The sequence below is a fragment of the Arthrobacter zhaoguopingii genome (assembly GCF_009828595.1).
Taxonomy (GTDB): Bacteria; Actinomycetota; Actinomycetes; order Actinomycetales; family Micrococcaceae; genus Arthrobacter_D; species Arthrobacter_D zhaoguopingii.
Window position 1 is genome coordinate 75116 of the sequence record NZ_WPNY01000010.1, and the last position, 23748, is coordinate 98863.

Sequence of the window (23748 nt, forward strand, 5' to 3'; positions counted from 1 at the left end):
TTGCCACAACGCCCCCCGCCCGCCGCACTCCTATTCCCCGCGGGGAATGTTCAGGAGGACGCCGGGAGGATCTCCGCGAGGAAGGTGCCGGTGTGGCTCCTCTCGCTGCGCGCCACCTGCTCCGGGGTGCCGGTGGCGATGACCTCGCCGCCGCCGGAGCCGCCGTCGGGCCCGAGGTCGATCACCCAGTCCGCGCTCTTGATCACGTCGAGGTTGTGCTCGATCGTGATCACGGTGTTCCCCTTGTCCACCAGGCCCTGCAGGACCAGGAGGAGCTTGCGGATGTCCTCGAAGTGGAGGCCGGTGGTCGGCTCATCGAGCACGTACACGCTGCGGCCGTTGGAGCGCTTCTGCAGCTCGCTGGCGAGCTTGACGCGCTGCGCCTCGCCTCCCGAGAGGGTGGTGGCGGGCTGGCCCAGCCGGACGTAGCCGAGGCCTACCTCGACCAGCGTATTCAGGTGCCGGGCGATCGGGCTGAACGCGGCGAAGAACTCGGCGCCCTCCTCGATCGGCATGTCGAGCACGTCGGCGATGGTCTTGCCCTTGTAGTGCACCTCGAGGGTTTCCCGGTTGTACCGGGCGCCGTGGCAGACCTCGCAGGGCACGTAGACGTCGGGCAGGAAGTTCATCTCGATCTTCAGGGTGCCGTCACCGGAGCAGGCCTCGCAGCGCCCGCCCTTGACGTTGAAGGAGAACCGCCCGGGCAGGTAGCCGCGGACCTTCGCCTCGGTGGTCTCGGCGAAGAGCTTGCGGATATGGTCGAACACCCCGGTGTAGGTTGCGGGGTTGGACCGTGGTGTGCGTCCGATCGGGCTCTGGTCGACGTGGATCACCTTGTCGAGGTGGTCGAGGCCGTCAATGCGCTTGTGCCGCCCCGCGACCTGCTTGGCGCCGTTGAGCTTGTTCGCGAGCACCTTGTACAGGATGTCGTTCACGAGCGTCGACTTGCCGGAGCCGCTGACCCCGGTGACCGCTGTCAGGACGCCGAGCGGGAAGGAGACGTCGAGCTTCTTCAGGTTGTTCTCGCGCGCGCCGACGACCTTCAGCTGGCGCGACCTGTCGATCTTCCGGCGCTTGGCCGGGATCTCGATCTTCCGGCGGCCCGAGAGGTAGTCGCCGGTGATTGACTTCTCGTTGGTGAGCAGGTCCTTGAGCAGGCCGGAGTGGACCACCTCGCCGCCGTGTTCACCGGCGCCGGGGCCGATGTCGACGATCCAGTCCGCCTCGTGGATGGTGTCCTCGTCGTGCTCGACGACGATCAGGGTGTTGCCGAGGTTGCGCAGACGCGTCAGGGTCTCGATCAGGCGCCGGTTGTCACGCTGGTGCAGACCGATCGAGGGCTCGTCGAGCACGTAGAGCACCCCGACGAGGCCTGAGCCGATCTGGGTGGCCAGGCGGATCCGCTGGGCCTCCCCGCCGGAGAGGGTTCCGGCGGCGCGCTCGAGGTTGAGGTACTCGAGGCCGACGTCGAGCAGGAAGGTCAGGCGGGCCTGGATCTCCTTGAGGACCTGGTTGGCGATCTGCGCCTCGCGCCCGGTCAGGACGAGGTTGTTCAGGAAGTCGCTGCAGTCGCGCATCGGCATGGCCGCCACCTCGGCGATGGACCTGCCGTTGATGAGCACCGACAGTGACGCCGGGTTGAGCCGCGCGCCGCCGCATTCGGGGCACGGGATCTGCCGCATGTACTCCTCGTACCGGTCGCGGGCGTGGTCCGACTCGGTTTCGAGGTGCTTGCGGTGAATGTACTGCACGGCCCCCTCGAAACCCGTGCTGTACTTGCGCTCACGACCGAAGCGGTTGCGGTACTGCACCACCACTTTGTGGTCCTTGCCGTACAGGGCCGCCTCGCGGGCACGGTCCGGAAGCTTGCGCCACGGGACGTCCATGCTGAAGTTCAGTTCCTTCGCCAGTCCTTCGAGGAGCCGGGTCCAGTATTCGAGGGTGGCGGTGCCGAGGGACCAGGGGGCGATGGCGCCTTCGGCGAGGCTGAGGTCAGGATTCGGGACGACGAGTTCCTCGTCGACCTCGAGCTTCGTTCCGATGCCGGTGCAGACGGGGCAGGCACCGAACGGGTTATTGAAAGAGAAGGACCGCGGCTCGATCTCGTCGATGGCCAGCGGGTGCTCGTTGGGGCAGGCGAGGTGCTCCGAGAACGCCCGGACCCGCTTGGCGTCGTCGTCGGGCAGGTCGACGAAGTCGGCCAGGACGCGCCCCTCGGCGAGCTTCAGGGCGGTCTCGACCGAATCGGTGAGCCGCTGGGAGATGCCCTCCTTGACCACGAGGCGGTCGATCACCACCTCGATGGTGTGCTTGAACTGCTTGCCAAGCTTCGGCGGGTCGGTCAGCTGGATGAGTTCGCCGTCGACGCGGGCGCGGGAGTAGCCCTTGGCCGAGAGTTCCTGAAACAGGTCGACGAACTCGCCCTTCCGGCCGCGGACCACGGGCGCGAGGATCTGGAAGCGCGTTCCCTCGTCGAGTTCGAGCAGCTGGTCGACAATCTGCTGCGGGGTCTGCTTGGCCACCGGCTCGCCGCAGATGGGGCAGTGCGGGCGGCCCACTCGCGCCCAGAGCAGGCGCATGTAGTCGTAGATCTCGGTGATGGTGCCCACGGTGGACCGCGGGTTCTTGCTCGTGGACTTCTGGTCGATCGACACCGCCGGCGAGAGACCCTCGATGAAGTCGACGTCGGGCTTGTCCACCTGGCCCAGGAACTGGCGTGCGTAGGCCGAGAGCGACTCGACGTACCGGCGCTGGCCCTCGGCGAAGATCGTGTCGAAGGCGAGGGATGACTTCCCCGACCCGGAGAGCCCGGTGAAGACGATGATGGCGTCCCGGGGCATGTCGAGGTCGACGTTCTTGAGGTTGTGCTCGCGCGCACCCTTCACGACGAGGCGCGACAGGTCAGGGTGCGGAATCAACGGGTCAGAAGAGTGCTGTTCCAGGGAGTTGGCTATAGACACCGTTCCACTGTAATTCAATCCCGCTTCGAAGACATATTCGAATACGGTTTAATTCGCGCCACACCGGTGCGACGCGCCGGACCGGTTCACGCTCGGCGCAATGCCGCCCGCAGATAGGCCACGGCTTCGTCCTCCTTGAGCCCGCTGGCCTTGACGATGCGGGCGTAATCCGCCGCCCCCTCGGCGGCCCGCCGCCGGGCCTCATCCCCGGCCGCGGCGATCACCGTTCCGGCGCGGGATCGGGTCACCACGATCTGCGCCCGCTCCAGCTCGCGGTACGCGCGGGCGACGGTGTTTGCCGCGACTCCCAGATGCGCCGCGAGGGTCCGCACCGGGGGCAGGCGCACGCCGACGGCAATGCGCCCGCTGTTCGCCGCCTCGACGATCTGCTGGCGCAGCTGCTCATAGGGCGGATACGGGCTCGAGGGATCGAGTTTCAGCCATTCGGGTATTTCACTCTCCACTGCTGCCCCTTCCGCCGGGCGCGGCGGCCCCTGATGTGCCGCGCATGCCGAACCGCCCCTCCGGGGCCCTGTTACGTGCACAATACCGCGAACGGGACGTCGGCTGAGGTGCTCGGCCGCTATGCGCCCCAAGGTGAAGCCCGCCCCCATCGGAGCGTTCGGGCCGCCGCTCCTGGCCTAGGGTGGGTCCATGATTCTTGCCGAGCTTTCATCAGTGGTGATCCGCCGGCTCGCGGTGGGCGAAATGGACAACAACGTGTACCTGCTCACCGCCCGGGGATCCGGGCAGCAGGTGCTGATCGATGCGGCCGACGATGCGCCCGCCCTCGCCGGCCTGCTGGCGGAGGGTGCCCGGGACACCCCCGCCGCCGCTCGGCTTGTCCTCGTGGCTACGACGCATTCTCACTGGGACCACGTGCGGGCGCTGGCCGCCGTCGTGGAGGCGACCGGGGCACGCACGGCCGCCGGCGCCGCCGACGTCCCCGCCATCGAGGTGCCGACCGACGTGCCGCTCGAGCACGGCGACGTCGGCACCTTCGACGGGTTCGATCTGGAGGCCATCCACCTCCGCGGACATACGCCGGGCTCCGTGGCCCTGCTGTACCGCGACCCGGAGGGCCCGGCGCACCTTTTCACGGGCGATTCGCTCTTCCCCGGCGGGCTGGGCAACACCCAGGGCGACGCCGACCGGTTCGCTTCGCTGTTCGCCGACGTGAAGGAGCGGGTGTTCGACTATCTTCCCGATGACACGTTGGTCCATCCCGGCCATGGGAAGGGGACGACGCTGGGCGCCGAGCGGCCGCACCTCGCGGAGTGGTTCGAGCGCGGCTGGTAGAGGTGCCGCCGGCCTCACGGCTGCGGAACGGCAGGCGGGGCCGGCCGAACGCGCTCCGGGCCGGATTTACGGCCGGAGCCATTCCAGCCGGCGCGGGCTGAACCCGAACTCCTCCCGCGCGCGGCGGTTGCTCGCACCCCTCATCTTCGTCGCGTAGAACACCCCGTCCGCGTCTGTCGCCTCGGTGATCGGATACTCGGCCGGTTCGACACCCCCGGCGAAGGCACTGAAGGTCCGCATGACGTCCCGCATGGGAAGGGGGTCGCTGTCGGTAACGTTCACCACCCCGGTCGCCTGGGACTCGACGGCGACCCGCGCCGTGAACTCCGCCGCGTCGTCCACATGGACAAAGGACCAGATCCCGGAACCGGAGCCAAGCACGCCCAGCTGCCCGGCCCGTGCCTGCTCGCCCATGTCGCCGTCGGGCGAGTACCAGGTTCCCGGGCCATAGTAGAAACCGTACCGAAGGACGAGCCCGGTGGTGCCCTCGGGAAGGGACCGGATCCGGTCTTCGACCTGGAGGAAGGCTGCGGCGCTTCCGTCGACCAGGGGCGGTCCGTCGGCGACGAAGGGCTCCGATTCCTCAGCGAGCCCCTCTCCCGGCCGGTAGAAGTAGGAGCCCGACTGAGCGATGAAACGTGTCGCTCCCGCGGCGAGGGCGGCCTTCTGAACATTCGCTCCCCCGAGCACCCGGACCTCGTTGGAGCTGGCGAGGGTGTCGCGCATCGCCTGCGGCGAGTAGTGCCGCGGCAGGGCCGTGAGTTGGTCGATCACGACCTCGGGCCGCACGGCCGCGACCGCGCGTGTCACATCCGCCAGGTCGAGCACGTCCGCGATAACCGGCGTCGCGCCGTCAGCCGCGATGCGCGCGGCGCCCCCGTTTGCCCGAGCAATTCCCCACACCTCATGACCCCAGGAGACGAGGTGACGGACGATGGGACGTCCGATGGCGCCGCCGGCGCCGGCCACTAGTACACGCATTTTTTCCTCCAGTTGAACCTATGGCGCCCGAGCGGGCGTTCCGGGATTCAGTGTCGGACTGCAGGCAGGAGGGTGCCAACGGAATGGGACGATCCCACCCGTTTCGTTCCACCGCCCGTGGGGAGGTGCCGGGGCGGGAGCCGTTCAGGCATGGGAAGGATACTGCGGCCGGTTAACGCAGAAGTCCCGGCCCCTACCCGGGACCGGGACTTCTGTCTTCGTTGCGGGGACAGGATTTGAACCTGTGACCTCTGGGTTATGAGCCCAGCGAGCTACCGAACTGCTCCACCCCGCGGCGTAGTAAGAACGCTACAGCCCGGCGGTCGAATAAGCGAATCCGCCCGGCGCATCCGGGCGTCCGCTGGTTCGTGCCTTGCTGGCAGAGTGCCCGCTACTGCGCTCTTTCCTCTGCAGCGAGATCCCAGGGGTGGGCTCCCGCGGCGGCCGCCCCGAGCGACTCGACCACCGACCGGGTGCGCTCCTTGACCGCCTGCTCGTGGCCGGGCGTCGAACACGACCCGGCAGGGCGGTCCGGGCCCAGCGCGCACCACCGGTAGGGGTTCGACACGATGACGGACGGAAGCCAGGCGAGGTCACTGACCGACCACTGCCCGGTCTCGTCCCGGCTGAATCGCGCGCGGACCGCCAGGCCCTCGTTGTTCACGTCGTAGACCGGGGACAGTTCGGTCACCGCGTTGCCCAGCCCGTAGGCGATCCACGTGCCGTTGTACTTCTCGATCGGCAGGACCGAATGCGTGTGGTGCCCGTAGATAAAGTCGATCAGCCCGCTGTCGGCGAGCGCATGAGCGGCCTCGGTCTGCTGTGCGTTGGGCACGGAGGCGTACTCGTCCCCGGCGTGGAGGGCTGCAAGGACGACGTCGGCGCCCTGCTCCCGTGCCGCCCGGGCCTTGGCGACCATCGCCGGGACGTCGAGCAGGTCGACCCGCCACGGCTGGTCGGGTATCTGGCCGTTGAGGGCGTAGGTGGCCTCGATGAGGGCGACCTTCGCGTCCGGCGTATCGAGGATCAGGGGCTGTTCCGCGTCTGAGGCGCTGGCATAGGAACCCGTGTGGTCAAGGCCGGCCGCGTCGAGGGCGGCGAGGGTGCGCAGCACTCCTGCGGGTCCGGCGTCGAGGGTGTGGTTGCTAGCCGAGGTGCAGGCGTCGTACCCGACCTCCCTGGCCGCGGTGAGGATCTGGGGCGGCACGTTGAACGTCGGGTAGCCGGTATAGGGCCCCTCCGGGTCTGACACCGGGGTCTCCAGGTGGCACACCGCAAGGTCAGCCGCCTCGAGGTACGGACGCTGGCCGGCGAGGAGCGGTTCAAAATCGAGCGGCATCCTGCCGGTGACCGCGGCGTCCGCTGCCGCCTGGTCCCACAGCTGGGGGTGGACCAGCAGGTCCCCCGTGACGACGACGTCCAGGCAGTTGTCACAGGCCTCCTGCGAAGGAGAGGATGCACCCGGCGGTGCCGGAGCAGCGGAGCCGGCCGGTGCCTCCCGGTCACCTGAGGCGCCGGGCAGGCAGCCGGAGCAGAGCAGCGCGAGGCTGATCAGGGCGGCGGTGCCGTAGGGCGCTCTCCGTCGGGCGCGCGGTGGCTGAGTGCGTGAAATGGGGTCTCCTCGGGGTGATAACGCCCATGATAGGTCCCCGCGGAGCCAAGGCAGTCCCAGCCGTTCTCGACGGTGTTCAGTTCTCGACGGTGTTCAGTTCTCGATGGTGTTCAGTTCTCAATGGTGTTCAGGCAGGACCCTCCGGGGAGAAGCGGAGCCACAGCACACCATGGGGCTCGAGGCCGAGCCCGGCCGTCACTGCCATCTCCTGGCCCGAGATGAGGTCGACGGCGGAACCGGGCAGGCCGGAGAGTGTCTCCGCGGTGACTTCCTGTCGGGAGTCGGCGAAGTTCGCGAGGACCAGGACCACTGAGGGCTTCGCCCCGGGCGCACCCGGCCGCTGGTACCCCAGGACGGAGGGGTTGTTGGTCCCGAAGGGCACCAGCCGGCCGCCTGCAAATTCCGGGGTGGCGGCCCGGACCCGGATCAGGTGCTGCAGGCCCTGAAAGATCGCCCCCGGCGCGGTGGCCGGATCATCCCTCAGCGCGTAGCGGGCCGCCGGGTAGTCGGGCCTCCCGACCCACCGGCTGTCCCCGGCCTTGCCCGGGTCCTGCGTGTACCCATAGTCGTTGAGCTGGCCCACCTCATCCCCCAGGTAGATCAGCGGGATGCCCCCCGTGCTGAGCACGATGGCGTGGGCGAGCAGGATCCGGCCCACGGCGCCGGCGTCGCCGGCCTCCAGCCCGGCCAGCGACGCCGTCGTGCCCGAGATGCGGCAGTCCCCGGTGCGCGGGTTCTCCTGGAACGGCACGCCGCGGGCGAAGCTGCCAGGGAAACGGTTGACGAAGAACGCATTGAGGAAGCGCCGGTGGTCGTACCCGCCGATGCCGAACTCGGCTGCATCCTCATCGGAGAAGGTCCAGCCGATGTCGTCGTGGCTGCGCACATAGTTCACCCAGGCGGCGCCGGGCGGAATGGCGTGGCGCCGCTCGAGGGCCTGGGCCAGAAGGGAGACCTCCCGGGTGGCCAGGCTGTTCCAGATCAGTGCCATCTGCAGGGGGTTGTAGCTCAGCTGGCACTCCCCCGGGCTGATGTACTGCACCACCTCGTCCGGATGCACGATCGCCTCGGACTTGAAGAGCAGCGACGGCGCCGCGAGCCGGCAGACCGCGTTGAACGCCTGGAGGAGGAGGTGCGCTTCGGGCAGGCTCTCACAGGCGGTGCCCAGCTGCTTCCACACGAACGCCACGGCATCCATCCGCAGCACCTCCACGCCCTGGTTGGCGAGGAAGAGCATCTCCCGCGCCATCGCCCGGAAGACCGCGGGGTTGCGGTAGTTCAGGTCCCACTGGAACGAATGGAAGGTGGCCCAGACCCAGCGCCCGTCGGGCAGCGGCACGAAGGACCCTGGATGGTCGTCCGGGAAGATTTCGCGCACGGTGCGTTCATACGCATCCGGCATCTGCCGGTCCGGGAAGATCCAGTAGTACTTTTCGAATTCCGGGTCGCCGGCGAGCGCCTTCCGGGCCCACTCGTGTTCGTTCGAGGTGTGGTTGAAGATGAAGTCAACGACGAGCGAGATGCCGTTCGCCCGAAGTTCGGCGGCGGTCGAGGCGAGTTCCTCAATGGTGCCCAGGGCCGGGTTCAGCTCCCGGTAACTGGACACGGCGTAGCCGCCGTCGGAATTCGACTCCGGCGCGAGGAACAGCGGCATGAGGTGAAGGTAGGTGAGGCCCAGTTCACGGAAGTACGGAATGCGCGCCCGAAGCCCGGAGAGGTCGATGGCGTACAGGTCGACGTAGCAGACCCCGCCCAGCATTCGGTTGGACTGGAACCAGTCCGGCGCCGCGGCCCGGTCGGCATCGAGCGCCTTGAGCCCGGCGGGCCGCCGCTGCCACGACTCGGCCGCCTCCGCCGCCAGCAGCACCAGCTCGTCGTCAGCGCCACCGCCGTAGATTCGGCGGAAGAGGGACCGCAGGCGGGGGAATTCACTGCGGAACCGTGCCTCGAAGGAGTCCCAGTCGGCGTCCGAGGTCCCCGGACGCCGGGCCGCCAGGACCTCCGCGGGAATGGACTCTTCACCGAGGTGCTTCTGGAAAACCATGGGCACAGCCTATTGCAGGCGCACCGACCGCAGGGCCGGAGGCAAAGGCACACCCGGCGCCGCCTTGACGGGCGGTCGGAGGCGTGCCCTGCGCGGGTGCCGTCCTGCACCGGGAGCGGGTGCACGGGCCCCGTCCCCGGACGCCAGCCGGGATCCTGGTCCCCCGGACCCGCACGGGACGACGGGAAGCTGTCCCGCCACACGCCCGCCCGCGCTAGGGTGAGGCATGCCCTTCCGAGCGCCCTGGCTGCGTTCCGCCGTCTTCGGTGGAACGCTCCTGCTCGCCGGCGGCTGCGGTGCGCCCTTCGGTGCCGGATGTACCGCGGTAGGGGCGGTCGATGGCGTCTCGACCACCGTTGCAGCCGACTCTGTCCGCGGGGTCGCCGCGCTCGAGCTGGAGGTTTGCCGGGAGGGCCGGTGCACGAAAGCCGACGTGGCGCTGAGTGCGGGAACGGAGTCCGTCGACCAGGGCTGCGACGACGACGGAATCTGCGCCGCGTCGGCCAGTCCGGACGGCACCTTGGTTGGTTTCGCACCGCTGGACCTTTCCGCAGGCGAGGTGGAGATCCGGGCAACGGCCACCGGTCGGGATGGGCAAACGCGGGTGCTTGCTCCGGTCCGCGCCACCGCGGAGGTGGTCCGTCCCAACGGCCCCCAGTGCCCCGGAGAGGCGCACCAGCTCGCCCTCACCCTCGACAGCGAAGGCCTTTCAACGCGCTGAGGGCGTCGGGATCGGGCCTGCCTACGGTGTGACCTCCCTCTGCGCGGCCTCGGCCAGGGACCGGAGCACGCGCCGGTCCTCATCGGTGAAGCCTCTCGGATTCTGGTCGATGACGCAGATCGTGCCGATGGTCCACCCGCCCGGACCCAGCAGCGGGTGCCCCGCGTAGAAGCGGATGTGGGGCTCGCCGACCACGAGCGGGCTCGCCTTGAATCGATCATCGGCGAGGGTGTCACACACCACCATGGGCCCGGCACTGCGGATCGTCTGGTTGCAGAAGGTGCTTTCCCGCTCGAGGTTCTGGCCGACCGCGCCGATGACCGATTTGAGGAACTGCCGGTGCTCGGCGATCAGTGCCACGATCGACGAGGAGACACCGAAATGCTCGCGGGCCCGCCGCGTGATCCGGTCAAAGCGTTCCTCCGGCGGTGAATCAAGGAGGCCCGTCTCAAGCAGGGCCCGCATCCGCTGGGCCTCAGCCTGCTCCGCCGTGAGGAAGACCGCACCTGCCGCGCCGAGTAACTCGAGGGGATCGTCGGGATCCGCCCGTGCCGCACGGCTCGTTCCATTCCGGGGCTCCGCCCCGCCGCTACCTCCACCGGAATCCGGCAGCTCCCGGCCGGTCTCCTCAAGGGCCTCGCGCAGTGTGTGGGAGAGGATGTCCCGTTCGAGGGAGGGAATGCTCTGGAGCCCCTGCAGGTACGCATCGATCTCTATCTGGGCGAGCGAACCTCCGAGGGCGAAGTACCGGATCCACAGCTCCTCGGCGTCGAGTCCTGCCTCGGATGCCGCACGCGACGCCAGCTCCTGCTGCCTCTGCTCATCCACCGAAGAACCTCGAATGCGTTGCGGGCCCGGCGGCGGTGCCGGGCCCTGGAATCAAGACCGCGGACCGGCACGCGGTCCACCTCCGAGGCTATTTCACGCCCGGGTTGCAGGAAAGCCAAAGGTTCACCGGGCGGGATCCGGAAAAAAGTTTTGGGCACCGCTCCCGATGAGCTAAACGGCGGGTCCTGGCCCTAAGCTGATGCAATGCGGAAAGATGCGGGAAGTGATTCGGTGGCGCGCCAGCTCCAGCAGCTGATTCTTGAGTCCGGGAACGTCGAACTGTTCCTTGAAGCGTTCGCCTCCCACACCGCAACCATCCTCGAACCTGGGGTCCAGACGCAGTGCGGAATTACGCTCAAGCGCAACGACCGGGCCACCACCGTGGCCAGCAGCAGCGTCGCCGCAACCGAGCTCGACGAGGTCCAGTACGGCTACGGCGACGGGCCCTGCCTGACCGCGATCCGCACCGGGGAGACCGCCGTCGTGCAGGATACGCGCACTGATCCCAGGTGGCCGGAATACCTCACCGCGATCGAGGGCCGCGGCTACTTTTCAGTCCTCGGGGTACCCCTGATGACCGGTGGGGACGGCGGCGCCGCGGTGAACCTGTACGCGGAGGCCCCCGGTGTCTTCACCGCCGACATCGTGAGTCAGGTCGAGGAGTACGCGGCGGAAGCGGCAAGCACCCTCGAACTCGCCCTGCAGCTGGCCGCGCACAAGGATGCCGCCGCGAACCTGCAGGCGGCAATGGAGTCTCGCACGAACATCGACATCGCGGTCGGGATCATCATTGCCCAGAACCGCTGCACCCAGCAGGAGGCCATCCAGATCCTCCGACGGGCCTCAAGCCACCAGAACGTCAAACTCCGTGTCCTCGCTGAACAGCTGGTGCAGTCGGTCGCGACGGCGCCCGCAACCACCCACTTCACCAACTAGCCCCGCCGGTGCGGCGCTGATGGCGCCTCCGTGCCTTCCGAAAGCGACCCCGTGACCCTGCCGCGCCCCCTCACCGCCGCGCTCGGCTATGCGCCGGGGTTCCTGGTCATGGCGGCCGCGGTTGCCCTCGCCGTCCTTCTGGCGAACCTTCAGGGATTCGCCGGTGCCCTGGTCATCGCCCTCGGCCTGGGCCTGCTCATGCGGAACAGCGGACTTCTCCACCCTCGCCTGAACCCGGGCATCCGCGCGGCCACCAAAAGGTTCCTTCGCCTTGGCGTGGTGGTGCTGGGCCTTCAGCTTTCCCTCCCGGAGATCGTGGGCCTTGGCCTGCCTGTGCTCGGTCTCATCGTCGCCTCCGTGTTCGTCAGCTTCTTCCTCACCCGGTACATCGGCGAGCGCCTGGGCCTGAGCCGGGCCGCGTCCACCCTGATGGCCGCCGGGTTCTCCATCTGCGGCGCCTCGGCGATCGCGGGGATGCAGAGCATCGTAGACGCGGACGACGACGAGGTGGCCAGTGCCGTCGCCATGGTGACGCTGTACGGCTCCGCGGTGATTCTCGGGCTTCCGGTGGTGGGCGGCCTCCTGGGGCTGTCCGAGGAGACCTTTGGCCTGTGGTCGGGCCTGGCCGTGCACGAGGTGGCCCAGGTGGTGGCGACCGCGAGCACGGCCGGCGCTGCGGCCTTGGCGGTGGCCACGGTCGTGAAGCTCGGCCGGGTGGTCCTCCTGGCGCCGGTGGCCGCCCTGGTCTCCTTCGGGATCAGCCGCTCGAAGGAACACCCGCGCGCGGCCGGCACCGGCTCGACGCCGGCCGTACCCCTCTTCGTCGTCGGGTTCCTGGTGCTGGTCCTTGTCCGTTCCACCGGCCTCGTCCCGGCCCCGGTGCTGCAGGGCGCTTCGGTCACGGCCACGCTCCTGCTGGCGGCCGCGATGTTCGGCCTTGGCGCCGGAATCCACATTCCCCAGCTGGCCCGCACCGGCGGGCGCAGTCTGGTCCTCGGCGGCGTATCGACGGTCTTCCTCGGGGCGGTCACCCTCGCCGGTGCCGTCCTGGTCACCGCCTAGGAGCCCTGCGCTGCCGGGACCGGCTTCGGACCGGCGGACCGCCTTCCGGCGTCAGAAGCCCGTCTGGTAGCCCCGCAGACTGGTGTCGTTCGGATTTACGGGCCGGTCCTCGGCGGGGCGCGTGTGGTCGTAGTGCCGGTCGGAATAGGTCCGGGGCCTTCTCATTTCCGCGGCGGAATACCGGCGGCCAGCGATCAGGGCCACAGCCCCTGCCAGCAGGGCGGCCGCTCCGAGCCCGAGGAGGGTCAGGGCTTCTGCGGCACTGCCGCTGCCGCTGCCGCTGCCGCCGAACGTGGCCCGGTTGAAGGCATCGATGCCCGGCACCAGAAGGGCCGCGGCGAGGACAAGTGTGCCGGCCCCCGCCACGGTAAGCCACAGCCCGGGTTGAGCCGGGCGCCTGTTGCTGGTCATTGGTTCCACCTCGGGGCGGGCCGTTGGGACCCCACCTGCGCCCAATGTACCTCCGAAAGAGCTTCCCGAACAGGGCGGCCGGACCGGGTGGACCGGCGGTCCCTTCGCTGCCCTACCCGGACAGCGCCGCAAGGAGCTCCCGCTCCTCGTCGCGGGTGAGTCCAGCCCTTCGCGGGCTGTCGGGCCCCTGTGCCTCCTCCCACTCCAGGGCCGCCTTCAGCGTTTCCTCGAGGGGGCGCAGCACTAGGCCCGCGTCCAGCGCGCGCTTGTTGGACCGGGCGTTCATCCCCTGCCAGTCCGGATCGCTCAGCCACAGGGGCAGCGAACGGGGACCTGCCCACTCGCCCACACCCCGAGCGTGCAGCCACGGCGCGTCCGCCGTCACCACGGGTCCGTCGTGCCGGGCGACCCGGCGGGCCGCGGCGATATGGTCGGCGAAGGACCAGCTATGCCCCATGGCGTTGTACACCCCGCTGCGCTGCTCCTGGCAGCAGGTGACCACCCACGCCGCGAGGTCCCGGACGTCGATGACCTGCGTGGGCAGATCCTGCGCTTCCGGGATCAGCACCGACCCGCTGGGGTTGGAGGGGTGCGCGAACCGCAGCGGCCAGTACCCGGTGCGGCCGGACCCGTCGCCGGGTCCTCCAATGAGTCCGGCGCGGGCGATCATGCTGTGTGCGGGGCCGAAGGCTTCCACCACGGCCTGCTCACATGCCACTTTGGCTGGCCCGTAAGCCTCCATGGTGTCCATGACGTCGGAGTCGAGGGGTGGCAGGAGGGGCGCGTCCTCGTCCTGGCCGGCCGGGCCCTGATCCGCATAGGCGCTGCCCGAGGAGACAAAGAGGTAGTAGCCGGCGTTCCGGAGATCCCGGACCGCGCGCCGGACCTGGCCGGGCTGCCGGGAGACGTCCACGACGGCATCCCAGCGGCCTCCGGCCACCCGACGAAGCCCTGCATCGTCGTCGCGGTCGACGTCCACAAAGGACGCACCGCCGGGAACCGCACCTGAGCGTCCCCTCGCGGCACAGGTCACCTCATGGCCGCGCTCCACCGCATGCCGGGCGATCTCGTGGCCGAGCCAGGCGGTACCGCCAAGGACAAGTAGTTTCATTCGGCCATCAAATCAGCTGGTCTGCCCCGGCGGAAGGCCATCTCACCAGGACGTGCTGTAGGGCTCCGACCAGAGAATCGCCGTCAGGGTGACGCCCTTGAACCAGGCGGTGTACATCGCATCCAGTTCCTCGGCATCCGAGGTTCCTTCAGCGAGGAACGGGCGCATCGTCGCCGTCAGGGGGACGATGAACCCGATCAGGTACCGCATCCTGACCTCGGCTGCCGGAGACTCCACCGCATCGGTGACGTTCTTCTTCGCGGAGGTGTGGCGCAGGCCCACCTCGTGCTGGTAGTTCAGCCAGTCCTGATCGTGCTCGCGTGAACACAGATCAACGACCCAGACCTTGAAGCGCTCACGCACCGCCGAAAGGTAGTCCGGATCGGGGCTTCCGTCGACGCTGGCGAAGCTCTCGATGAGGAACGGGTGGTCGCCGACGTAGCCGTACCAGACGTCGAGGATCTCGTCGGTGCGTGGCTCAAGGATCGGTCGGGCCCGAAGGAGTGCCTGCCGGTCGGCGTCCGTCCACAGGATGGTTTCTTCGATCTTCCGAAGGTCGTCGAGCGAAACGGGGCTGGTTTCCAGATCCGCACTGCCATAGGTGTAACCGCGGGGTCCGTTCATGGCGGCCCTTCCTGAGTAGCGGGGGGAGGCCGGTCAGCGGCGGTGGCCTGCGAGGAATGGGAACCGGACCGGCCGGGGTCGGTGCCCGACGGGGCCGGGCGGGTCGTGCACCTCCGCGGGTCCTCCCGCTGAGAATGCAACCTACGCCTCCGCCCCGGGTTGATCTTCGCGCAGGTGGAGGGGCGCGTATGCCGTGGTCCGCGCAGCGGCGCTGACGGTCCTCGTAGTCTAAATTCGCCCTGAATGGAAATCAAAGAATGACAGGGCGCCGGTGCCCGCCTGCCCAGCGCTCAGGCGCCGAACCGGTCCAGCGCGACGCGGTAGTGGGGCCAGTACCGGGGGCCGGCCGGCAGCAGCGGAAGCGTGCGCCGGCTTGCCCACTGGAGGGCGCACAGGGCGGTCCGGTCGCGGTGCCGCCACGGAAGTCCGTAGGCGTCCCGCACGGCAGGCGGGAGCACTCCGGCCGCAAGCACCCTGGCTGCGGCCCGTGCCGGTGGTGCCAGGATCGGCGGGTCGGGCGCAAGGATCTGCCCTGCGAGGGCCGAGGCCGTCGGCCCGACGCTCAGGACATCGCGGACCTGGCCGTCCACATACCGCGCCAACCCGGAATAGTCCTTGGGGAGCACCCGGGCGGGGATTCCGAACTGGTGCGCCAGCCCGGTCATGTCGCGGTAGTACGCATCCCGTTCGGCCTCCGGGACCGGGCGGGCGAAACCGTCCGTGACGGTGACCGCCGTCCAGACGAGCGTCGCGAACACCCAGAGTGCCAGGTCCGGATCGTCTGCGCGGTAGGGCGTTCCTGCCGGCAGCGGACCCTCCGTGTCGGGCAATGTTCCGTGCACCGGGCGGTGCCGGCGCTGGACGTGCCGGGCGGCGGCGCGTACCTGGTTCTGGTCACCGAAGGTGATGGTCAGGACGGCATCCAGGGTGCCCCGCAGCCGGCGCAGCGGGTCGGAGGAGAAATTGCTGTGGGCCCGAACCCCTTCCGCGACCAGCGGGTGTGCCAGCTGCAGCAGGAGGGCGGCCGGGCCCGCGGCGAGCAGGATCCGCTCCCTGCCGATACGCCACGCCGCCGACGCCGGGCCGAAGAGGCCTGGGTCCCCGGGTTGCCCCGCCGGCGGAGCCGGGGGGAAAAACGCTTCCATCCTAGGCATTGAAGCCCCCTGTGCAGGCGACACCGCGGCGCGGAGCGGGCGTCCGGGCCCCGGTCACTGGCCTTCTGCCTGCTTCGGGGCGGCATTGAAGGGTGTGGAGGTGCCCGGCGCTCCCGGATCCCCGGGGTCGTCGTCGTCGACCCACTCCAGCAGGTCACCGGGCTGGCAGCCGAGCACCCTGCACATGGCCTCCAGGGTCGTGAATCGAACCGCCTTGGCCCGGCCGTTCTTCAGCACCGCCACATTCGCCGGCGTCAGGCCGATCCTTTCGGCGAACTCGCCCACGCTCATCTTCCGCTTCGCCAGTTCAACATCGATCCGCACCACAATGGCCATCAAATCACCTCGTCCAGCTCCGTGCGGAGCTTCCGCGCTTCAGCATCCCGGTCCACGGCCTGGGCGAGCAGCGCCCTCAGCACCAGCACTATCAGGGCCACGGCGGCGATCATGACCGCCACTCCCCCGATCAACAGGACCACCCCGGGTGCGACCGCCTCGCCGGGGGCGAGGGCGACGCCCAGCCCGAAGGTGAGCAACGATGCCGCGGTGAAGGCGCCGATGACGATGTCGACGAGCCGGAAGGCGCTTGAGGAAAACACGGTTCCCCGCCGCACCATCGTCAGCAGCCCCCACACACAGACCACCGCCGCCTGAAGGGCGAGGATGATCAGCACCGTGAGGACGACGAGCGGAGTGCGGATCGCCGCCACGTCGGGATCGGCATCGCGCAGGTCCACCCCGAGCAGGGGAACCATCACAATCTGCACGAACAATGACCCCGCGAACATCATCACAAGCACGACGCGCAATGCGATGACCGTTAGATTTCCCATTTTATCTCCCTTAGCCGTCCAACAATCTAAAGGTATCGATCATCAATAGAAATTACAAGACTTACGACAGATACATGCCCCACGTGCGCCGCCTCGCGAACGGCCGAGCGGCCCAGCCGCTCCGGGCCGGCGCTGGCGGAGATCCGGCGAAACGGGCGCCCACCACGGCGGCCACCGGGGCCCGCTGCGTGTAAACCTAGAGCGTGAACGGATGTTCACCGAGCGAAGAAGCGGAACGGCATGGCACGGAACTACGAAGGAACCACTGCGCTCATCACGGGAGCCAGCTCCGGGCTCGGTGAGGAGTTCTCCCGGCAGCTGGCCCACCGCGGAGCGGACCTCATCCTCGTGGCGCGCCGCGCCGACCGGCTTGAGGCACTGGCGGAGGAACTGCGCCGGGCGACGGGAAGGACCGTCACCGTCATTCCCGCCGACCTCGCCCGGGCGGGAGCGGGACCGGCGCTCGCCGCCGCGGTGGCGGCGAGGGGCCTGAGCGTCGACACCCTCGTCAACAATGCGGGGTTCGCCACCCGCGCACGCTTCGAGGACGAGGATCCGGAGAGGGTCCAGGAGGAGATCGCCCTGAACGTCGCGGCCCTGGTCGGCCTCACCCGCGCCTTCTATCCGGCTATGCTCGCCTCCGGGAAGGGAGTCCTGATCAACATCGCCAGCACCGGCGCCTACCAGCCGGTGCCCCTAATGGCGGTCTACGGGGCCACGAAGGCGTTTGTCCTTAGCTTCACCGAGGCCCTCTGGGTCGAGGCCCGGCGTTCGAACCTTGGGGTGCTCGCCTTATCGCCAGGGGCCACGCGCACTGAATTCTTCGACGTCGCCGGGGAGGACGCTCAGGTGGGATCGATGCAGGCTCCCTCCGAGGTCGTTACGCTGGCGCTGACCAAGCTCGACCGGCGCAGGTCCGCGCCGAGCGTCGTCTCGGGAAGGGCGAACCGGCTGACCGCCTCCGCTCCGCGGCTCCTTCCGCGCCGGACCGTTGCGCGTCTGGCCGGGGCGGTCACCGGACGGAGGTAGGCCTCGCTTCCCCCGGAAAGCGGGAACGCGCCTTGCGCTGAAAAGCCCGGGTCAGATGGGCGGCGGATCGTGCCGTCGGTTGATCCGGTCCCCCTCGGAGGTCAGGTCGGTGCCTGGATCCACGCTCAGGGCCTCGAGGACGGGCTCGGCTAGCACCGCGTCGATGAAGGTGTGCCTCCCGCCGACGATTGTGGAGTCGAAGTCGACCTCCGAACCGACGAACCAGGCCCGGTCCCCGGGCCAGATCAGCTGGGGCATCGGACCGGGGATGCCGCCGAACCAGCCGATGCCTGCCCGCAGCGGCCAGGTGGGGTCGGTCAGCTCGTCAGCGGTGGCGTCGAGCAGGATGTAGCGCCGGCCGGGCAGCTCGAGGTACGGCCCTCCGGCCAGGGCAAGGGCTACCGCGGGGTCGACCGCCGCCGCATACGCGGACCCCGCCTCGTCGCGGGCAGTCCTTCGGGCCCGGCCCGAAGCGCCCGCCCGGGTGAAAGGCACCAGATCCGCACCGGCCACGTCCCAGCCGGACCACAGCCCAAGCGTGAGCGGCGCAGCGGTGGTGGCTGTCCCGCGTGCCATTGTCATCAACACCGCCAGGAGCTCCGGCTCCAGGTACCCGAGGGCGGGCGCGTCGAGGTCCCACCCGCCAGGCAGTCGAAGGGTACTGTCCGCGCCACCGGCGATCCCGGCCCACTGCACCTGCGGGTGGATGACCGCCCCCGTGTGCGCGGCAACCCGCTCCCAGGACCATCGGGTGTGCGCGGCCGGAAATTCCGCACCGGGGCCTGTGGTGGCCCAGAGCCCTGGCGGGGTGACCCGGGGCGGGTGGAGCACCCGCGCGTATGCCTCGAAGCCGGCGGGCACCACGCTGCCGACCGATCCCGCCCGTCCTGAAAGCCGGGGACCGATCCAGCCCCCGCGCCCCGTTTCCCCCGACCACCGCATAGGGAGATGGTGCCATACCGGTGGGCACTGCCCGCCCTGGGCGCGGACCGGTTGCCTCCACGGCGATCACGTAACACGTCTATCGAAGTAGAACGACCTGTCTGTATAGTGGAAACCAGAACGCAGCTCAGAATTTCCCTGCCGTTTACTGAGGGTCTCACTGCTGAAGGATTTCTCATGGGCGCCACCGGCTTCCACAGAGCACCGCAGCCTCAAATGCGCCGCGGGCCCGGGCCTCTCTCCCGCAATGCTGCGGTCCGCCCGGGCACAGCACGACCATGAAAGCCCTCTATTCCTGGATGGACGCGTCGGCGGTGCTGTTCGACCTCGACGGCGTCCTCACCCCTACGGCCGAAGTTCACGAGACCGCCTGGCGTGAACTTTTCGAAGGGTATCTGGCCCGCTGGCCCGAACGCCGGCCCTACAGCGGCAGCGACTACTTCGCCCATATCGACGGGAAGCCCCGTTTCGACGGGGTGCGAGACTTCCTCGCCTCCCGCAGCATCGTCCTCCCGGAGGGCCCGCCCGACGACGACCCGGCGAGCGACACCGTCTCCGGGCTCGGCAACCGCAAGAATCGGCTGTTCAACGACATCGTCGCCTCGCGTGGGGTGTGCCCCTTCAGCGGATCGGTGCGTTTCGTTCAGGCAGCCCAGCAGCGCGGCCTGAAGCTCGCGGTGGTCTCATCCTCGCGGAACGCCGCCGCAGTCCTCCGCGCCGCCGGACTCGAGGAATATTTCCCGGTCGTCGTTGACGGGACGGCGGCGGCCGGGGCGGGACTCCCTGGCAAGCCCGATCCTGCCACCTTCGAGTATGCCGCCGCACTCCTGGGGCTGCCCACGGCGTCCTGCATTGTGGTCGAGGACGCCGTCTCCGGCGTCCGCGCCGGCAGCGCAGGCCGCTTCCATTCGGTAATCGGCGTCGAACGCGGAGCCGGCAGGCAGAACCTGCTCGACGCCGGCGCCACCCTGGTGGTTGATGACCTTGACCAACTCCTCTAGCATTCCGCTCCCCCGCCCACCAATTCCGAAGGGCTGCCGATCATGGCACTGATCAACGCCGACCGCGACCGTTTTCCCTGCCACCCCTGGCAGCTGGTGGAGACCTGCTTCGAGGCGGGCGACACCGGGGCGCTCGAGACGATTTTCGCCGTCGGCAACGGTTTCCTGGGTGTGCGGGGAGCCCACTGGTCCCCGGCGGATGCCGAACTGCCCGGCAGCTTCATCAACGGTTTCCATGAAACCTGGGACATCCAGCACGCGGAGAATGCCTTCGGTTTCGCCCGCACCGGGCAGCGCATCCTGTACGTGCCGGATGCCAACAACTTCACGGTCGTCATCGACGGCGAAACCCTCACCCTCGCCGGCTCCGCCGTCGTGAATTACCGGCGCACCATTGACTTCACCACCGGCCTGTACGAGTGCCGGGTGACCTGGGCGTGCCGGTCCGGGGCCACGGTCACCACGGTGGAGCGCCGGGCCGTGGGGCAGCAGACGCGCGGCGGCCTGGCCATCACCCTCGAGCTGACGACGGACCGGCAGGTATCGGTCGACATCACCTCCTCAATCGTGAACCGGCAGGACCAACCGGCCGAGGACCACTCCAGCCACGATCCACGCCGCTCCGGCCGGCACGCCGAACGGGTGCTGCTGCCCCTGCGGCTGGAGGGCAGCAACGGCTCGCTCCGGCTCGCCTGGGAGACCTCCGAGTCCAAGCAGAAGATCGGCGTCGCCGTCGACCACCGGATCTCCGGTCCCCAGCAGCCCTTCACCACCCAGGCCGACCAGGACGAGAGCGTCGTCCGGTACGTGCTGGCGGTCGATGAAGGCGCACCCCTGCTGCTCGAGAAGAGCGTCGCCTATGCCTTCACCACCGCCGGTGACGGTTCAGACATCGAGGAGGCGGCTGAAGCGGCCCTGAAAGGCACGGCGGCGATCTTCGCCGAGAGCGCGGCGCACTACCGGCGTTACTGGTCGACCGCCGATATCCGGATCGGGGGCCAGGAGGAACTCCAACAGGCCGTGCGGTGGAACCTGTTCCATCTGGAGCAGGGCACGGCGCAGGCGGGAGTCGCCGGAATCCCAGCCAAGGGCGTGAGCGGCTCGGGTTACCAGGGCCACTATTTCTGGGACCAGGAGATCTACCTGCTTCCCTTCCTCACCTATTCGAACCCCCGCGGCGCGCGGCAGGTGCTTGAGTTCCGCCACGCACTCCTTCCCGAAGCCCGAATGCGCGCCGACGAGCTGAACGTTGACGGAGCCCTGTTTCCCTGGCGCACCATCAACGGGCTGGAGGCCAGCGCCTACTACGCATCCGGCACAGCCCAGTTCCACATCGGCGCCGCAATCGCCTTCGCGGCCAACCGGTACAGCTGGGCGAGCGGCGATACCGCCTTTCGACAGTCCGAGGGCGCCGACCTGATTATCGAGACGGCGCGGATGTGGATGTCCCTGGGCTTCTTCGGCAAGCGCGGCGCCTTCCACATCCATGGCGTCACCGGTCCGGACGAGTACACGGCGGTGGTGAACGACAACCTCTATACGAACGTCATGGCCAGGTTCAATCTCCGCGCCGCCGCGGACCTTCAGCACCCCGGCGTCGACGAAGGCGAACGGGACCTGTGGCTGCAGGCCGCTGCGCGCATGCAGATGCCCTACGACGACACCCTCGAGGTGTACTCCCAGGACGCCGACTTCATGACCCTCGAACCGTGGGACTGGTCAACTCCCCGCTCGCAGTACCCGCTGCTGCTTCACTTCCACCCGCTGGTGATCTACCGGCACCAGGTGCTTAAGCAGGCGGACACCGTGCTGGCCATGTTCCTCCAGTGGCAGGACTTCACCGCTGCGGAGAAGCAGCGCGCGTTCGACTTCTACGATCCGCTCACCACCGGCGACTCAACGCTTTCGCCCTGCGTCCAGGGCATTATGGCCGCGGAGGTCGGCTACGGCGACGTCGCACTGGCCCACTTCACGGACGCCGCCTTCATCGACCTTGACGACTCCCATGCGAACACCATCGACGGCGTCCACATCGCCGCCGCCGGAGGGGTGTGGCTGTCACTGGTCAATGGCTTTGCCGGTTTCCGTGACCAGGGCCCGGTGCCCTACTTCGACCCGCGGCTGCCCGCGGCGTGGACCTCCCTGGCATTCCACCTAAAGCTCCGCGGCGGCACGCTGCAGGTCGAACTGGTCCGCGGATCGATCACTCTGAGCTTCGACGGCGACGGCCCCCTCGATGTCCAGGTGCGGGACGAACTGGTCTCGGTGGGCGCCCGGGAGGTGACGGTGTTGCTGCCTGCCCGCGAGGCGCCGGTGCCGTCGGTGTTCCGCAGCAGCTTCGCAACCGCAGGCATGCCCATCGTGCAGGCACGCCCCACCGGCCAGCGGGCCCCGTCGACCGGTCAGCAGGCCCCGTCGGCCGACCAGCGGGCGGCCCACTGAGGCAGAAATCAAGGGCTCCCGGGCGCCGGGGAACGTACAATCGCAGGTAGGAGCAAAGGCGGCCCGCCCGGGCCGCGGACCGGACCGTCCGTGAAGCCCGCCAGCCGCCGCTCCCCCTCCACGGGTTAGGACATGCCATGGCAGTGCAGGCGGAGCTCGCGGAGCCCCGCGAGCGGATCCTTTCCGCGGCCTACCAGCTCTTCATGCAGCGCGGCATTCGGGACGTGGGCGTCAACGAGCTGATCCGCGAGGCGGGGATCGCCAAGGCGACCTTCTACTACCACTTTCAGTCGAAGGACGACCTGGTCCTCGCCTTCCTCGCCCGCCGGGAGGAGCTTTTCACCGACGGATACCTCGTCGCGGAATCCACCCGGCGGGGGAACACCCCCGAGGAGAGGCTGCTCGCCATCTTCGACGTCCTCGACGAGTGGTTTCACCGGCCGGACTATGAATCCTGTTCCTATGTGAAGGTCCTGTTCGAGCTGGGATACAGCCACCCGCTGGGCCGCGCCAGCGCCGAGTACCTGACAAAGATGCGGGTGGGCGTCCAGACCCTCGCTGGGGAGGCAGGCCTGATCGACCCCGAGGGTTTCGCCCATGCCTGGGTGCTGCTGATGAAGGGCGCCATCGTGGCGGCTGCCGAGTGCGACCCCCGGGCCGCCCAGCGCGCCATGCCGCTGGCGCGGTGGCTGATCGACCAGCACCAGTTGGCCGTCCGGGTCTGAGCGGAAACGCTCCTCCGGCGTCCCGGATGGGCGCCGTGGCGGAGCGCCGTGCCCTAGCGACAGCCCCCGGGCGAATGTATAGTAAGCATACTGACGAATCGTTGCCGGTTCGTCACCGCCCGTTCCGATTGAAGGAGACACGATGAGCACGACGGTCGAAAAGCGCATCCTGGTGAACGTGCCGGTGAGCACTGCCTACAACCAGTGGACCCAGTTTGAGGACTTCCCCCAGTTCATGGGCGGCATCAAGAGTGTGACCCAGCTGAGCGACGACCGACTCGAATGGGTGGCCGAGATCGGCGGAATCCGGCGCCAGTGGGAGGCGAGGATCCTGGAGCAGGTGCCGGACCGCAAGGTCTCCTGGGCGGCCACCGAGGGCGCCACCAACGCCGGTTCAGTGACCTTCGAGGACCTTGGAGGCAGCCAGACCTCCGTCACCCTGTTCCTCGAGTACGAGCCCGAGGGACTCGTGGAGAAGGTCGGCGACAAGCTGAACGTCGTCGAGAAGCAGGCCGAAGGCGATCTTGAGCGGTTCAAGGCGTTCATCGAGTCCGAAGGATACGCCAGCGGCGCCTGGCGCGGCTCCGTCAATGAGGGCGGCGCCGTCGGCACCCCCGGTGTCGAGCACGCGGCCGAATCCCGCGGCGACTCCGGAAAGGCCGGGGTTTCGGGCAAGGTCGTGGCCGGAGCCGTCGGCCTGGCCGCCGCTGCCGCGGTCGGTGTTGCCGCCGCCGGGCGCAGCAAGGACTCCGACACGGAGGTGGACCAGACTGCCACCCCAGTCACCCCGGTCACTACGGCTCCCGTCACCGGGACCGTGACTGCTCCGGCCGGCGTTGCCTCCGACGACGTCGCCGACCGGGACGTGTCCTCGCCCTTCGACCAGACCAACGGTCTGGCCGATGTCGACGGCGAATCCGACGGGACCGCGCAGAGCGATACTACGAGTGCGGCGGACCGCCTCCCGGACCGCGGCGACGATCCGCTCCGCGGCGACCGGCCGATCCGCTGACCCAAGCTCCCGCCGTCCTGG

22 protein-coding genes and 1 tRNA gene are annotated in these 23748 nt (G+C 68.9%); 9 read left to right on the forward strand and 14 right to left on the reverse strand.

Going from position 1 to position 23748, the window contains the following annotated elements; translation table 11 throughout:
* Positions 1-50 precede the first annotated feature (50 nt).
* Both uvrA and GVV86_RS13435 read right to left on the reverse strand, forming a co-directional pair.
* A complete protein-coding gene (gene uvrA, locus GVV86_RS13430; RefSeq protein WP_159801247.1) occupies positions 51-2960 on the reverse strand; it encodes an excinuclease ABC subunit UvrA in 2910 nt (969 codons plus the stop codon).
* Positions 2961-3046: 86 nt separating this feature from the next.
* Complete coding sequence (locus tag GVV86_RS13435) at positions 3047-3424, reverse strand: GntR family transcriptional regulator (RefSeq protein ID WP_246199612.1); 378 nt, start codon at positions 3422-3424, stop codon at positions 3047-3049.
* A gap of 190 nt (positions 3425-3614) precedes the next feature.
* Between GVV86_RS13435 and GVV86_RS13440 the strand changes: the two genes are divergently transcribed.
* Positions 3615-4259: an MBL fold metallo-hydrolase gene (locus GVV86_RS13440; protein ID WP_159801245.1), complete on the forward strand. Its 645-nt coding sequence runs from the start codon at positions 3615-3617 to the stop codon at positions 4257-4259.
* 66 nt (positions 4260-4325) lie between these two features.
* Here GVV86_RS13440 and GVV86_RS13445 read toward each other — a convergent pair whose 3' ends face one another.
* The 4 genes from GVV86_RS13445 to GVV86_RS13460 all read right to left on the reverse strand — a co-directional run bounded on the left by GVV86_RS13445 (position 4326) and on the right by GVV86_RS13460 (position 8896).
* The gene (locus GVV86_RS13445) at positions 4326-5240 is read right to left on the reverse strand and encodes an NAD-dependent epimerase/dehydratase family protein (protein WP_159801243.1); all 915 of its coding nucleotides are present in this window, start codon (positions 5238-5240) and stop codon (positions 4326-4328) included.
* A 221-nt stretch (positions 5241-5461) separates the two neighbouring features.
* Positions 5462-5535 (reverse strand) — tRNA-Met (locus tag GVV86_RS13450).
* 96 nt (positions 5536-5631) lie between these two features.
* Positions 5632-6762: a CapA family protein gene (locus tag GVV86_RS13455; protein WP_425513932.1), complete on the reverse strand. Its 1131-nt coding sequence runs from the start codon at positions 6760-6762 to the stop codon at positions 5632-5634.
* 217 nt (positions 6763-6979) lie between these two features.
* Entirely contained in the window at positions 6980-8896 is a 1917-nt protein-coding gene (locus tag GVV86_RS13460; RefSeq protein WP_159801241.1) for an alpha-amylase family protein, read from the reverse strand.
* Positions 8897-9122: 226 nt separating this feature from the next.
* Between GVV86_RS13460 and GVV86_RS13465 the strand changes: the two genes are divergently transcribed.
* Positions 9123-9617 (forward strand): hypothetical protein, encoded by a 495-nt coding sequence (locus tag GVV86_RS13465; protein WP_159801239.1) that lies wholly within the window; start codon positions 9123-9125, stop codon positions 9615-9617.
* Positions 9618-9638: 21 nt separating this feature from the next.
* Here the strand turns inward: GVV86_RS13465 and GVV86_RS13470 are convergent, their stop codons facing one another.
* Positions 9639-10445, reverse strand: a complete 807-nt coding sequence (locus GVV86_RS13470) for a GAF domain-containing protein (protein WP_159616341.1) — start codon at positions 10443-10445, stop codon at positions 9639-9641.
* Between the two features lie 204 nt (positions 10446-10649).
* On the opposite strand from GVV86_RS13470, the gene GVV86_RS13475 reads away from it, so the two are divergent.
* Both GVV86_RS13475 and GVV86_RS13480 read left to right on the forward strand, forming a co-directional pair.
* Complete coding sequence (locus GVV86_RS13475) at positions 10650-11381, forward strand: GAF and ANTAR domain-containing protein (protein WP_159801237.1); 732 nt, start codon at positions 10650-10652, stop codon at positions 11379-11381.
* Positions 11382-11411: 30 nt separating this feature from the next.
* Positions 11412-12443: a YeiH family protein gene (locus tag GVV86_RS13480; protein ID WP_159801235.1), complete on the forward strand. Its 1032-nt coding sequence runs from the start codon at positions 11412-11414 to the stop codon at positions 12441-12443.
* Between the two features lie 51 nt (positions 12444-12494).
* Here GVV86_RS13480 and GVV86_RS13485 read toward each other — a convergent pair whose 3' ends face one another.
* From GVV86_RS13485 to GVV86_RS13510, 6 genes are all read right to left on the reverse strand, one after another.
* Positions 12495-12854 carry a hypothetical protein gene (locus GVV86_RS13485; protein ID WP_159801233.1) on the reverse strand — a complete coding sequence of 120 codons (360 nt, stop codon included), beginning with the start codon at positions 12852-12854 and terminating at the stop codon, positions 12495-12497.
* Between the two features lie 112 nt (positions 12855-12966).
* Positions 12967-13965, reverse strand: coding sequence for an NAD-dependent epimerase/dehydratase family protein (locus GVV86_RS13490; RefSeq protein WP_159801231.1), 999 nt, complete (start codon positions 13963-13965; stop codon positions 12967-12969).
* Between the two features lie 42 nt (positions 13966-14007).
* Positions 14008-14589: a protoglobin domain-containing protein gene (locus GVV86_RS13495; RefSeq protein WP_159801229.1), complete on the reverse strand. Its 582-nt coding sequence runs from the start codon at positions 14587-14589 to the stop codon at positions 14008-14010.
* Between the two features lie 290 nt (positions 14590-14879).
* Positions 14880-15734: an oxygenase MpaB family protein gene (locus GVV86_RS13500; RefSeq protein ID WP_159801227.1), complete on the reverse strand. Its 855-nt coding sequence runs from the start codon at positions 15732-15734 to the stop codon at positions 14880-14882.
* Between the two features lie 63 nt (positions 15735-15797).
* Positions 15798-16079: a helix-turn-helix domain-containing protein gene (locus GVV86_RS13505; RefSeq protein WP_159801225.1), complete on the reverse strand. Its 282-nt coding sequence runs from the start codon at positions 16077-16079 to the stop codon at positions 15798-15800.
* A complete protein-coding gene (locus tag GVV86_RS13510) occupies positions 16079-16576 on the reverse strand; it encodes a DUF2975 domain-containing protein (protein WP_159801223.1) in 498 nt (165 codons plus the stop codon). The genes GVV86_RS13505 and GVV86_RS13510 overlap by 1 nt, the downstream gene beginning before the upstream one ends.
* 240 nt (positions 16577-16816) lie before the next feature.
* Between GVV86_RS13510 and GVV86_RS13515 the strand changes: the two genes are divergently transcribed.
* Positions 16817-17605 (forward strand): SDR family NAD(P)-dependent oxidoreductase, encoded by a 789-nt coding sequence (locus GVV86_RS13515; RefSeq protein WP_159801221.1) that lies wholly within the window; start codon positions 16817-16819, stop codon positions 17603-17605.
* Between the two features lie 51 nt (positions 17606-17656).
* On the opposite strand, the gene GVV86_RS13520 is transcribed toward GVV86_RS13515, so the two are convergent.
* Positions 17657-18547 carry a hypothetical protein gene (locus GVV86_RS13520; protein ID WP_159801219.1) on the reverse strand — a complete coding sequence of 297 codons (891 nt, stop codon included), beginning with the start codon at positions 18545-18547 and terminating at the stop codon, positions 17657-17659.
* Positions 18548-18825: 278 nt separating this feature from the next.
* Here GVV86_RS13520 and GVV86_RS13525 point away from each other — a divergent pair, with 278 nt between their 5' ends.
* The 4 genes from GVV86_RS13525 (at position 18826) to GVV86_RS13540 (ending at position 23727) form a co-directional block, all read left to right on the forward strand.
* Positions 18826-19548 (forward strand): HAD family hydrolase, encoded by a 723-nt coding sequence (locus tag GVV86_RS13525; RefSeq protein ID WP_159801217.1) that lies wholly within the window; start codon positions 18826-18828, stop codon positions 19546-19548.
* A 42-nt stretch (positions 19549-19590) separates the two neighbouring features.
* Entirely contained in the window at positions 19591-21990 is a 2400-nt protein-coding gene (locus GVV86_RS13530; protein ID WP_159801215.1) for a glycoside hydrolase family 65 protein, read from the forward strand.
* Between the two features lie 137 nt (positions 21991-22127).
* Positions 22128-22715, forward strand: coding sequence for a TetR/AcrR family transcriptional regulator (locus tag GVV86_RS13535; protein WP_159803064.1), 588 nt, complete (start codon positions 22128-22130; stop codon positions 22713-22715).
* A gap of 142 nt (positions 22716-22857) precedes the next feature.
* On the forward strand, positions 22858-23727 hold the full coding sequence (locus tag GVV86_RS13540; RefSeq protein ID WP_159803065.1) for an SRPBCC family protein: 870 nt from the start codon (positions 22858-22860) through the stop codon (positions 23725-23727).
* Positions 23728-23748: the final 21 nt, after the last annotated feature.